Genomic DNA, 12,114 nt, shown 5'->3' on the forward strand with positions numbered 1-12,114 from the left:
TCCGTCGCGGGGCGCTGCTCTGTCATCGGCCAGGCGCCGGGTTTCAGCTCTCTGGCTCAGTCCCGGGCCCGGGTGGGATCGGACTCAGTCTTCGCCGATGATGACGAACGAGGTGGGCAGCTGCTCCTGTTGGGGTTCGGCTGTCTGCTTCGGCGCATCACTCGGCTTCCTGGCCGGAGCCCGCTTCACCGGAGCGGCGGCAACCCTCGTCGCGGTGTCCGCGCCGATCATCAGCGGCAGGTCCTTCGGCTCCTCAGGGGCCTGCTTCGCTGCGGTCTCGGGCTCGCTGTCGCTGCTTCCGGACCTGTGGTCGGTTCGGACCTTCGCTTCGGCGCGAGCCTGGTCGACCGTCGCGGCCTTATCGCCGTCGACGGCCTTCGCCTCGGTGCCGGCATTCGTTTCGGAGGCACTGCTGGTCTCGGTTTCCGATGCGGTCTCCGAGTTCCGGGAGTTCGAACGACGACGACCGCTGCGCGAACGCGAACGACTCTTGCCGTTGGCTTCGGCGCCCGGCTTCTCTTCACCGTTTCCGCTGTCGGCTTCGTCCTTCTTCAGGGTGGCCTTCGCGATCGCTGCGACAGCTGATCGTGACGCGTCCGAGGACACGGAGTCCTCATGCGATTCGGCTTCGTTCTGCTTCGACTTCGATCCGGAGTCGCCGCGGCGCTTCCGATCCCGACGGCTGTCGTTGTTCGACGAACGGTTTCCGCGGTGAGACTTCGAGCCGTCCTCTTCGGAGCCGGGCAGCAGCAGTCCGCGACCGCTGAGGTCGGCGCCCGCACTGACCATCGACTCGGCCAGGCCGGTACCGATGCGCTTGCGCGTCATCTGCACGAGTCCCAGCGAGGTCACCTCTGCGACCTGATGCTTCGTCCGGTCACGGCCCAGGCATTCGACGAGGCGGCGCACCACGAGGTCACGGTTCGACTCGAGCACCATATCGATGAAGTCGACGACGATGATGCCGCCGATGTCGCGCAGACGAACCTGACGGATGACCTCTTCGGCCGCTTCGAGATTGTTGCGGGTCACGGTCTCTTCGAGGTTGCCCCCGGAACCGGTGAACTTACCGGTGTTGACGTCGACGACGGTCATCGCTTCGGTTCGGTCGATGACGAGCGAACCGCCCGAGGGCAGGTTGACCGTGCGCTGCAGGGCCTTCTGGATCTGCTCTTCGATGCGGTAGTGATCGAAGACGTCCTCGTCCTCGTTGTAGCTGTGGACTCGGTCGAGCAGGTCCGGTGCCACGGATTCGACGTATTCGTGGATGGTGTTCCAGGCTCCGTCGCCGTCGATGACGAGCGAGTTGAAGTCCTCGTTGAAGACGTCGCGGATGATGCGCACGATCATGTCCGGCTCGCTGTAGAGCAGCTGAGGGGCGAGCACCTTCGTCGACTTCGACTTCTTCTCGATCGTCTCCCAGCGCTTGGCGAGGCGTTCGACGTCGCGAGAGAGGTCAGTGTCCGCTGCGCCTTCGGCGGCGGTGCGAACGATGACGCCGTTCGAATCGCCGACGAGTTCCTTGAGCAGCTTCTTCAGCCGTGCCCGTTCGTTGTCAGGAAGCTTGCGGGAGATTCCGGTCATGGAGTTGCCGGGAACATAGACGAGGAACCGTCCCGGCAGTGAGATCTGGCTGGTCAGGCGCGCACCCTTGTGCCCGATCGGATCCTTCGTCACCTGGACGAGAACCGAGTCGCCGGGGCTCAGAGCGGTTTCGATGCGGCGGGCCTTGCCGTCCATCCCGAGGGCGTCCCAGTTGACCTCACCGGCGTAGAGCACGGCGTTGCGCCCCTTGCCGATGTCGATGAAGGCCGCCTCCATGCTCGGCAGCACGTTCTGGACCTTGCCCAGGTACACGTTGCCGATGAGGGAGGACTGCTGGCGGTTCTCCTTGAGGTAGTGCTCGACGGCGATGCCGTCTTCGACGACGACGAGCTGGGTCTGGTCGCCGCTTTCGCGCACGAGCATCGTGCGTTCGACGGATTCCCGGCGAGCGAGGAATTCCGCCTCGGTGATGATGGGGCGACGGCGACCGGCCTCACGGCCTTCCTTGCGACGCTGGCGCTTGGCCTCCAGACGCGTCGAGCCCTTCAGCGAGGTGACCTCGTCACGATCGGTTCCACGAGTGCGGGACCGACGACGGCGGCGACGACGCGATCCGCCGTCGGAGTCATCGTCATCATCACCGTCATCGGACTGCGGTTCGTCATTCTTGGACTGATCGGACTTCTCGTTCTCCGCTTTGGAATGAGTATCCTGCGAGTCGGAATCAGAGTCCGACTTATGCTTCGAGCCGCGCGAATTCGAGCGTGAACCCCGTCGGGAGGAACGCGATCCCTCCTTCTGAGAGTCGTCATCGTCCTGGGATTCCTCCGAAGAGTCCTCGGACTGACCGTCCGCACCGTCGTTAGAGTCATCACGGCTGCGCGATCGGCGTCCGCGCCCTCCACGGCGGCGACGCGGACCGTTCGAGCTCTCGTCGTCGTCCTGATCGTCCCGCCGATCGGTCGCGGTGTCGTCGGTGTCCTCGGAGTCATCCCAGTCGTCGTCGGACTCGTCATCGATCTGCACGACCTCGGCGTGTTCGGCTTTCGGAACCTGGAAGATCAGGCCGCCGGCCGGGGGCACCGACGGGGTCGCCCGCGGTTCCGTCGGCGCGGCTGCGGCGGGTGCGGCTGGGGGCGCCGCGAAGGGATTGCGCGGATCGAAGCTCACCGAGGTCGGTCCTGCCGCCGAGTCGTCGGCTTCGTCACCGCTCTCGTCGTCCTCGTCCGCATCGGCCTCATCGTTCTCCGATTCTCCGCGGACGAAGGATTCGAAGACGAGTCCGCGGTTGGCGACGGCGTCGCGTGCGGGTTTCGGGCCCCTGCTGCGCGGGGTCGGCTCATCCGGTTCGTCATCGTCATCGTCGTCATCGCCGGTACGCAGCGATTCGGCCGCCTCGGCGATGTCATCGAGGCGCGCACGCACATTGTCGTTGACGTCCTCATGGGCGCTGCCCTTGTCACTGACCGACTGCTGCAGATTCGCCAGATCGGCGAGGATGCCTTCGGTCGGATCTGTCGACTCTGTGCCGTCGTTCGACGTATCATTCATCGTTACTCCCAGTCCGAAGACTCCGTCCACACCGTACGGATCTTCGGATCCTTGCATGGTCCTCGGGCGGACCGAAACTTGTGGATGGCACGTCCGGCTCGCGCTCTGCGCGTAGGCCTTCGGTGCTGCCTCATCTTGTTGTCGACCTACGAGGTCATACCCTCGACTCGGTGGAGGCACTTCTCCCGTTCGGTGTGGGAACAGGTATCCGTCATGCCATTATGTCACACATGTCCGCTTCCGCTGAGGTTTCGTCGGCACAGGGTTTGCCGCTCAGGTCGTGGGCAGGCATTCTTGAGGGGTGAACAGTGAACAGACTCTCTGCGCCGACGTCGACACCGAACCGGCCGCCTCGGCGTGGGTGCTCAGACGCGCTCCCTTCGGGATCTTCCTCATCATCGCCTCTGTGATCGGCTTCCTCGCGTCGTTCTCGCTCTCGGCGGAGAAGTACGACAAACTCGCTCATCCCGACGTCGTCCTCTCCTGCGACCTCAACCCGTTCTTCTCGTGCGGTTCGGTCATGGAGCATCCGGAGTCGGAGCTGTTCGGCTTCCCGAATCAGCTGCTCGGCATCGCCGCCTTCGTCTTCCCGCTCCTGCTCGGGGTCCTCATCCTCGCCGGGACGAAGCTTCCTGGATGGGTGATGATCGGGCTGAATATCGGACTGGCCCTCGGCGTGGTCCTCGTGATGTTCCTCTTCTACACCTCGATCTACAAGATCGGCGTCGGCTGCCCCTGGTGCATCATCGTGTGGACGATGACGATCCCGATGTTCGTCGCGGTCACCGGGCACAACGTGCTCGCCGGGCGGTTCGGCCAGAGGCTCGCACAGAGTCCGATCGTGCGCGTGCTGGCCAAGGAGAACGTCGCGCTGTCGGTGTTGTGGATGCTCATCATCTTCGCGTGCATCGTCGTCCAGTTCTGGGCGTTCTTCACCACCCTGTTCTGAGGTCTGGGCCGGTCCGCAGCTGGAGATCCAGGCCGGACCGGCATCACGACGTGCAGATCTGCAGACGTGCAGAAGGGCGCCCCACTGCGTGGTGGGGCGCCCTTCTGCATTCCGGCCTGTCTGAGGCGAAAGCGCTCCGACTGCGTCTGAGCCGCATGCCTCTGCTCGTCTCAGGCGGGGTACCAGATCCCGATCTCCCGTTCGGCGGACTCTACGGAGTCGGAACCGTGGACGAGATTCTTCTGCGCCTTCTCTCCCCAATCGCGGCCGAGGTCGCCGCGGATCGTGCCGGGTGCCGCGGACGTCGGGTCGGTGGCACCGGCAAGCGAGCGGAACCCGGGGATGACTCCCTGTCCCGAGGCGATGATGGAGACGATCGGGCCTTCCGACATGAAGTCGACCAACGGCTGGTAGAACGGCTTGCCTTCGTGTTCGGCGTAGTGGGCGGCCAGCTCCTCGACCGTGGCCATGCGCAGATTCAGCGCGTCGATCCGGTAACCCTTGGCCTCGATGCGGGCGACGATCTGCCCGACGAGTCCGCGGGCGACCCCGTCGGGCTTGATGAGAATGAGAGTGCGTTCCATTCCGGTCCTTCCAAGTTCGAGTGGACGTCGGTCCACAGTTTACCCGGGCGCCGAGGCGGCTCAGACCGGGTGTGGGCATGCGTCATTCGCGTGCGGCGACCTCGCGGTCGATCCGCGCCGACCAGTACACCGCCACCGCCCACAGGGCGATGAAGAGGGCGGCGACGAAGAACATCGATGTGACGACGAAGCCCGAGGCCAGCAACAGTACCTGCACGATCCAGCCGATGACCACGCCCGGCCGTCGCTGACCGATGCGACGAGGCAGCATGGCCACGCCGACGATCGCGAGCACCGCGATGACCGAGGCCCCGATGAGCAGCTGGCCGAGGGTGAGAGTCTGCGCTGATTTCACCTGCAGCCCGAAGGCCGTGAGCACCGCGAAATAGACCACGAAGAGTTCGCAGATGAGGATCGATCCGCACAGGACGGGATACTTCGACTTCACTGGTCCTCTTCCTTGCCCAGGAGCAGGCGGGCTTCGGCGACGGTGTAGAGCGACCCGGTCACGACGATTCCCGGGCTCTTCGCATCGACGGAGTTCGCGAGGTCGATGGCCTTCATGAGGGCGGCGTTGAGGTCGGGGGTGACGATGACGGAATCCTCATCGACCCACTCCCGGGCCGCCTCGGCGAGGTCCTCCGCAGGCAGCGCACGAGCGCTGAGCGTCTCGCTGACGACGAACACGTCGGCGCTGCGGTGGAGCTCTTCGAGCACCCCGTCGACGTCCTTATCGCCCAGCATCGCCATGACCATGACGACGTAGTCGAAGTCGAACGCCTCGTCGAGGGTGTCGGCCAGCACGTGCGCAGCATCGGGGTTGTGTGCGCCGTCGACGACGACGCTCGGTCCGGTGCGCACGAGCTCGGCCCGACCCGGGGACGTCACACGCGTCAGGCCCTCGGCCACGGTTTCGGCGTCGAGGGGTTTGTCCTCGGTGCCGAGGAATGCTTCGGCGGCGACGATCGCGACCGTGGCATTGTGCGCCTGGTGGATGCCGTGCAGCGGCACGAACAGGTCGGAGTAGACGTCCCGACGCCCCTGCACCGTGATGAGCTGGCCGTCGACGGCCCGCTGCCGGTCGAGGAGTCGGAAGTCCCGGTCCTCGCTCAGCAGCGGCACCTCTCGTCGGGCCGCCTCGGCGTCGAGCACGGTCTGTGCCGCTTCGTCCTGCACAGCGCTCACCGCGACCGGGGCCGGTGCCGGGGAGGGATCGACGCTGCGGTCGAGGATGCCGGCCTTGGTGGCGGCGATCTCCTCGATCGTGTCGCCGAGGAACGCCTGGTGGTCGAGCCCGATCTTCGTGAACACGCACACCTGAGCGTCGGCGACGTTCGTCGAGTCCCACGCTCCGCCCATCCCCACCTCGGTGACGACGACGTCGACGGGGGCGTCGGCGAAGACCGCGAAGGCGAGGACGGTGAGGGCCTCGAAGTATGTGAGCTTCGCTCGTCCTTCGGATTCCAGCTGCTCATCGACGATGCCGAGGTAGGGCGCGATCTCGTCATAGATCCGCACGAACGTCGCTTCCGACACCGGTGCGCCGTCGACGGAGATCCGCTCGGTCACCGAATGCAGGTGGGGGCTGGTGAACCGGCCGACCCGCAGGTCGTGGGCTGTGATGAGCGAGTCGAGCATCCGTGCCGTCGACGTCTTCCCGTTCGTTCCCGTGACAGTGATGGTCGGGGTCGCCGTGTGGATGTCGCCGAGGACCTCGCACGCGCGACGGGTGGCGTCGAGGCGCAGTTCGACCTGAGTCTCTCCTGCCCGGGCCAACAGCAGGGCGTAGACCCGGGCGAGTTCGGCGCGGGTGGCCTCGTCCTCGCTCATGCCCGAGCCACCGCCAGACGGGTTCCCGCGGGCAGCTCTTCGGGGACGAAGAGATCCCCGGCGCCCTCGGCCGAACCGAACGTCAGTGACGTGGTCAGGGTCTCCCCCGCGATGAGGTCGGCATGGGTTTCGAGGGCCGTAGCCACCTCGGGGGTGGCTTCGATGGTCACGGAGATCCGGTCGGAGATGTGCAGGTCGAGCTGCTTGCGGATGCCCTGGATGGCACGCACCGCATCCCGGGCCATGCCTTCGGCCTCGAGTTCCGCGGTGACCCTGGTGTCGAGCGCGAGGAATCCCGAGTCGAGCGCGGCGAGTTCCATTCCGTCGGTGCCGGATTCGGCGACGGCCTCCAGGGTGTACTCCCCGTCGAGGAGTTCGATTCCGCCGCTGGACACGGTGCCGTCGGTGACGGTCCAGTCTCCCGTCTTCGAGGCCTTGATGACCTGCTGGACCTGTTTGCCAAGGCGGGGTCCGGCGGCGCGGGCGTTGACGACGAGATTCTGCGACAGTGAGAATCCCGCGGCTTCGGCCTCGGCGACGTCGAGGACATCGACAGTGCGGACGTTGAGCTCATCGGCGATGATCGTCGTGAAGTCCTCTCCGAGGTCGGTGTCCGTGGCCACGGTCAGGCTGTTAAGCGGCAGGCGCACGCGCAGCTGGTTGGCCTTGCGCACCGAGGACGCCGTCGAGCAGATGTCGCGGGTGAGGTCCATGGCCGCGACGAGGTCGGCGTCGGCGGGGAAGGCCTCGGCGTCGGGGTAGTCGGCGAGGTGGACGGAACGCTGCCCGGTCAGCCCGCGGTAGATCTCTTCGATCGTGAACGGCAGCAGCGGGGCAGCGACGCGGCAGAACGCCTCGAGGCAGGTGTAGAAGACGTCGAAGGATTCGTGCGTGTCCTCTGTCCCGTCCCAGAACCGGCGACGCGAGCGGCGCACATACCAGTTCGTGAGCATGTCGAGGTAGCTGCGGACGAGTTCGCAGGCGGCCCAGATGTCCAGGCCCTCCATCGCTTCGGCGAATTCGGCGATGAGGTCGTGGGTCTTCGCCAGCAGGTACCGGTCGAGGACCTGTGTGGAGTCGTACCGGGTCTGTGCCTGGTAGCCGGACTGCTCCCCGTCGGGGCCGTCGGCGGCGTTCGAGTAGGTCGCGAAGAACTGCCACGTGTTCCACAGGGGCAGCACGACCTGCCTGACTCCGTCGCGGATGCCCTGTTCGGTGACGACGAGGTTGCCGCCGCGCAGGATCGACGAGGCCATGAGGAACCACCGCATCGCGTCCGAGCCGTCGCGGTTGAACACCTCGTTGACGTCGGGGTAGTTGCGCAGCGACTTCGACATCTTCTGCCCGTCGGAACCGAGGACGATGCCGTGGGAGATGCAGTTCGTGAACGCCGGGCGGTCGAAGATCGCCGTGGCGAGCACGTGGAGCAGGTAGAACCAGCCGCGGGTCTGGCCCACGTATTCGACGATGAAGTCGGCCGGGAAGTGGTTGTCGAACCATTCGGAGTTCTCGAACGGATAGTGCACCTGGGCGTAGCTCATCGACCCCGAGTCGAACCAGACGTCGAAGATCTCCGGGATGCGGCGCATCACGGACTTGCCCGTCGGGTCGTCCGGGTTCGGTCGGGTGAGATCGTCGACCCACGGGCGGTGCAGGTCGACCTCGCCCGAGTCATTGAGCGGAAGGCGACCGAAGTCGGCTTCGATCTCGGCCAGGGAGCCGTAGACGTCGGTGCGGGGGTATGACGGGTCGTCGGAGGTCCACACCGGAATGGGCGAGCCCCAGAAGCGGTTGCGGGAGATCGACCAGTCGCGGGCGTTCTCGAGCCATTTGCCGAACTGGCCGTGCTTGACGTTGTCGGGCACCCAGTTGATCTGCTCGTTGAGTTCGACCATCCGGTCCTTGAACTCCGTGACGCGGACGAACCAGGACGACACCGCACGGTAGATCAGCGGGTTCCGGCAGCGCCAGCAGTGCGGGTAGGAGTGCTCGTAGGATTCGTGGCGGACGAGCAGAGCGCTGCGGCCGGTCATCGGTCCTGTGTGGTTGCGCAGGTCCTTGATGATCGCCTTGTTCGCGTCGAAGACCTGCTCACCGGCGTAGTCGGGAACGGTCGAGTCGAAGCGTCCTGCGTCGTCGACGGGTCGCGCGGCGGTGATCCCGTAGGAGTCGGTGAGCTCCTTGTCCTCCTCACCGAAGGCTGGTGACTGGTGGACGATGCCGGTGCCGTCCTCGACGGTGACGAAGTCCGCGGCGAGGATCGTGTGCATCCGCTCACCGAACTCATCCTGACGGCCTTCGAGGTATCCGAACGGAGGTTCGTAGGAGCGGCCGACGAGTTCGCTGCCGGGGAAGGTGCGCAGGACCTGCGGGTTCTCGCCGACTTCGCGAGCGTAGGCGCCGAGGCGGGCCTGCGCGAGGATGAGGGTACTGCCCTGCAGCTCCTCGGCACCGTCCTCGCCGGGGACGACCGCGACGAGCGGGATGTCCGGGTTGACGGCCACGGCCTGGTTGGAGGGCACGGTCCACGGAGTCGTCGTCCAGATGAGGACCCATTCATCGGCGTCGGTGAGCTTGTAGCCGATCGTCACGGCCGGGTCCTGACGCATCTTGTAGACATCGTCGTCCATGCGCAGCTCGTGGTTCGACAGCGGCGTCTCGTCCTTCCAGCAGTAGGGCAGGACGCGGTATCCCTCGTACACCAGCCCCTTGTCCCAGAGCTGTTTGAAGGCCCAGATGACGCTTTCCATGTATTCGACATTGAGCGTCTTGTAGTCGTTGTCGAAGTCGACCCAACGGCCCTGACGGGTGACGTATTTCTCCCATTCCTTCGTGTAGCGAAGAACGGAGGAGCGGCAGGCGTCGTTGAAGGCGGCCAGACCCATACGGCCGATCTCGGACTTGTCGGTGATGCCCAGTTGACGTTCGGCTTCGAGTTCGGCGGGCAGTCCGTGGGTGTCCCAGCCGAAGCGGCGGTCGACCTTCTTCCCGCGCATCGTCTGGAAGCGGGGAACGACGTCCTTGACATATCCGGTGAGCAGGTGACCGTAGTGGGGCAGGCCGTTGGCGAAGGGAGGGCCGTCGTAGAAGACGAACTCGTTCTCACCGTTCTCACCGGGATCGCGCTGGTCGATCGAGGCTGTGAACGTGTCGTCCTCCTGCCAGTAGCGCAGCACGGCGTCTTCGATGGCTGGGAAGTTCGGAGAACTGGAGAGGCCGAAGGCCGAGGTCGAAACCTTGGGATAGAGAGGCTGGGGCATGAGCGTCCTTCTGGGTCACTGCGGTCACTGTCACGAGGACGACAGTTGCCGCGGTACCACCTCGCTTATCCGCAGCCCGCCCCGATGGGGCCGAGCCGTGGATCGCTCATTCTCAGGACGCTGACGGGTCCACCCGTCCGGTTCTACTGAGGTCACCACGCATTCGTCCGCCGAGGCGGTGCTGTGCTGTCGTGGACCCGTTCTTCCGGATGCTCCCCGGTGATGGCCGGATCGATGCACTCTAATCGTATACCGTCGACTCCGCCCGAGACCACTCCGCGGCGGGACGGGCTCACAGTCCCTTGTTGCGCGCCACCTTGTGCTGAGCTGCCTGCGCGATGGGTCGGATGACCATGAGGTCGACGTTGAAGTGGTGCGGCCGAGTCAGGGTGTAGACGACCGCATCGGCGACGTCCTCGGCGGTCAGCGGCTTCTCGACGCCCTCGTAGACCTTCGCCGCCTTCGAAGCGTCACCGCCGAGGCGCTTGACGCTGAATTCGTCGGTGGCGACCATTCCGGGGGCGATCTCGATGACACGCACGGGTTCTCCGGCGAGTTCGAGGCGGAGTGTCGCGGCCATCGAGTGCGAGCCGTGCTTGGCCGCAACGTAGCCGCCGCCTCCTTCGTAGGCCTGATGTCCGGCGGTCGAGGACATCACGACGATGTCCCCGCGACCGGATTCGATGAGGGCGGGCAGAAGGGCCTTGACCGTGCGCAGGACGCCGAGCACATTGATCTCGAACATGTCCCGCCAGCCATCCACGGAGGCGTCGGCCACGGTGTCGGTGCCGAATGCGGCACCGGCATTGGCCACGAGCGAGTGCACTGCTCCCCCGGCGAGGACCTCCTCGGCCATGGCCGTCACAGCGGCGTCATCGGTGAGGTCGGCGACGATGTAGTCGGCTCCGGTCTCCTCGGCGAGGGCCTTGAGCCTGTCCTCACGTCGGGCCACGGCCACGACGTCCCATCCCTGTTCACGCAGCTGACGAACCGTGGCCGCACCGATGCCTGAGCTGGCGCCCGTGACGACTGCCCGCAATGTCTCCATCCTCATCCTCCTGGTTCTCGGCCCCGCGGTCGCGGGTGCCTCATCCGCACATCAGTCTACGGATTCTCAGGCCCCTTGGGGATCCGGATCCTGGGTCCGGCGGTGCACCTCCCCGGCTGCGGGAGCCGAGACGCGTGGGGGCGTCGGAGGTTTGTCGAGCCTCCGGCGAGGGTTGCGCGGTCCGCCTTCGCCGAAGACCGTCCGTACGCCGGGGATCTTCACGGCCACCCAGGTCACGGCCGTGCAGACGATCGTGTAGGCGATCGGCATGATCACGGCGTGCAGGAGGACCCCGGGAACGGTGTCGGGCAGGCCCATCTCGTTGCGCACCGGATAGAGCACGAGCGGGTGGAGGAGGAATACTCCGAAGGAATACGGATAGAACCGGTGCAGCAGGCCGAAGCCGCGGCGCAGGTGGAAGTGCAGCAGCAGATAGGCCGCCAGCGACGAGACGACGACGCCGGGGGCGAGGTATTCGTAGGGGAACATCCATGGCTTGTCACCAGGGCCGAGTCCCGCCCACACGGCGGTGCCCGCGATCGCGGTGAGCAGCGCGACCCAGGCGAGCATCGCCCCGCGCACCGACAGAACGATGTCGCGCAGCACCCAACCGAGGATGTAGAAGCCGGCCATGGGCAGGAACCGTGTAGCGATATTGGCCTCACCGACGTCGTAGATCATCGACACCCACTGGTCGAGCATTCCGATGCCGAGGAAGATCAGCCCCGTGCCCCACTGCAGTCGACGGGAACCGTGCACGCTCAGCAGCCGGAAGAACGGAGTGAGCAGGGTCAGGCCGGCGAGCACGTAGAGGAAGTAGAGCTGGACGAACGGCGAACCGGTGAGGATCGCAATCCCGGGATTCCAGTCGCTGTCCGGCTCGAGGTAGAAGCGGCGGAAGAGCACGTAGACGATAGTCCAGAAGACGAGGGGGATGCCGATGCGCCAGACGCGTTTGGACAGAAATCTCCGCGGCTTGCTGCCGCGCTCGGGGTCGAGGGCCAGGGCACCGGAGACCATGATGAACACCGGCACCGACCATCGGCAGGCCGAGTCGATGGCGTTCGCCAGCCACCAGTCCGGTCCCATATCGGCGAAGTTCGTCTCAACGACGGTGCCGAGGGAATGGATGGCGACGACGGCCACGATCGCGATCACTCGGGCAGGGTTCATCCATGCCGTCGAGGTCGCCGGTGGATTCTCTGTCGGAATTCGGTCCAGGGGCGCCATATGCCAATAATCTCATTGTCCGCATCGCTTGCGTCTCACGTCCTCTTCAGGATGTGAGACCGCCCACCCGACCGAGGGCAGCGGACCGGTTTGGCCGAATCCGCACCGGGTGAGAAA

Annotated in this window: 8 protein-coding genes; 1 reads left to right on the forward strand and 7 read right to left on the reverse strand. The window is 65.6% G+C overall.

The features are described from left to right. Positions 1–84: 84 nt before the first annotated feature. On the reverse strand, positions 85–3,096 hold the full coding sequence (locus HK401_RS14015; protein WP_258234218.1) for an Rne/Rng family ribonuclease: 3,012 nt from the start codon (positions 3,094–3,096) through the stop codon (positions 85–87). Between the two features lie 301 nt (positions 3,097–3,397). On the opposite strand from HK401_RS14015, the gene HK401_RS14020 reads away from it, so the two are divergent. Continuing rightward, the gene (locus HK401_RS14020; protein WP_181275284.1) at positions 3,398–4,045 is read left to right on the forward strand and encodes a vitamin K epoxide reductase family protein; all 648 of its coding nucleotides are present in this window, start codon (positions 3,398–3,400) and stop codon (positions 4,043–4,045) included. A 170-nt stretch (positions 4,046–4,215) separates the two neighbouring features. Here the strand turns inward: HK401_RS14020 and ndk are convergent, their stop codons facing one another. The 6 genes from ndk to HK401_RS14050 form a co-directional block, all read right to left on the reverse strand. Continuing rightward, the gene (gene ndk / locus HK401_RS14025) at positions 4,216–4,629 is read right to left on the reverse strand and encodes a nucleoside-diphosphate kinase (RefSeq protein WP_181275285.1); all 414 of its coding nucleotides are present in this window, start codon (positions 4,627–4,629) and stop codon (positions 4,216–4,218) included. 82 nt (positions 4,630–4,711) lie between these two features. Beyond that, the gene (locus HK401_RS14030; RefSeq protein ID WP_181275286.1) at positions 4,712–5,077 is read right to left on the reverse strand and encodes a DUF4233 domain-containing protein; all 366 of its coding nucleotides are present in this window, start codon (positions 5,075–5,077) and stop codon (positions 4,712–4,714) included. After that, on the reverse strand, positions 5,074–6,459 hold the full coding sequence (locus HK401_RS14035) for a bifunctional folylpolyglutamate synthase/dihydrofolate synthase (protein WP_181275287.1): 1,386 nt from the start codon (positions 6,457–6,459) through the stop codon (positions 5,074–5,076). The genes HK401_RS14030 and HK401_RS14035 overlap by 4 nt, the downstream gene beginning before the upstream one ends. Next, positions 6,456–9,719: an isoleucine--tRNA ligase gene (gene ileS, locus HK401_RS14040; protein ID WP_181275288.1), complete on the reverse strand. Its 3,264-nt coding sequence runs from the start codon at positions 9,717–9,719 to the stop codon at positions 6,456–6,458. The genes HK401_RS14035 and ileS overlap by 4 nt, the downstream gene beginning before the upstream one ends. Positions 9,720–10,011: 292 nt before the next feature. Further along, on the reverse strand, positions 10,012–10,767 hold the full coding sequence (locus HK401_RS14045; RefSeq protein ID WP_181275289.1) for an SDR family oxidoreductase: 756 nt from the start codon (positions 10,765–10,767) through the stop codon (positions 10,012–10,014). 66 nt (positions 10,768–10,833) lie between these two features. Further along, positions 10,834–11,940, reverse strand: coding sequence for an acyltransferase (locus tag HK401_RS14050; protein WP_258234219.1), 1,107 nt, complete (start codon positions 11,938–11,940; stop codon positions 10,834–10,836). Between the last annotated feature and the right edge of the window lie 174 nt (positions 11,941–12,114).

Origin of the sequence: Brevibacterium oceani, assembly GCF_013623835.1 — a bacterium.
In the GTDB taxonomy this organism is placed as follows: domain Bacteria; phylum Actinomycetota; class Actinomycetes; order Actinomycetales; family Brevibacteriaceae; genus Brevibacterium; species Brevibacterium oceani.

Coding starts and splice junctions, on each gene's coding strand:
- HK401_RS14035 (WP_181275287.1), bottom strand. CDS start 6,459: ATGAGCGAGGACGAGGCCACCCGCGCCGAACTCGCCCGGGTCTACGCC.
- ndk (WP_181275285.1), bottom strand. CDS start 4,629: ATGGAACGCACTCTCATTCTCATCAAGCCCGACGGGGTCGCCCGCGGA.
- HK401_RS14045 (WP_181275289.1), bottom strand. CDS start 10,767: ATGGAGACATTGCGGGCAGTCGTCACGGGCGCCAGCTCAGGCATCGGT.
- HK401_RS14050 (WP_258234219.1), bottom strand. CDS start 11,940: ATGAACCCTGCCCGAGTGATCGCGATCGTGGCCGTCGTCGCCATCCAT.
- ileS (WP_181275288.1), bottom strand. CDS start 9,719: ATGCCCCAGCCTCTCTATCCCAAGGTTTCGACCTCGGCCTTCGGCCTC.
- HK401_RS14015 (WP_258234218.1), bottom strand. CDS start 3,096: ATGAATGATACGTCGAACGACGGCACAGAGTCGACAGATCCGACCGAA.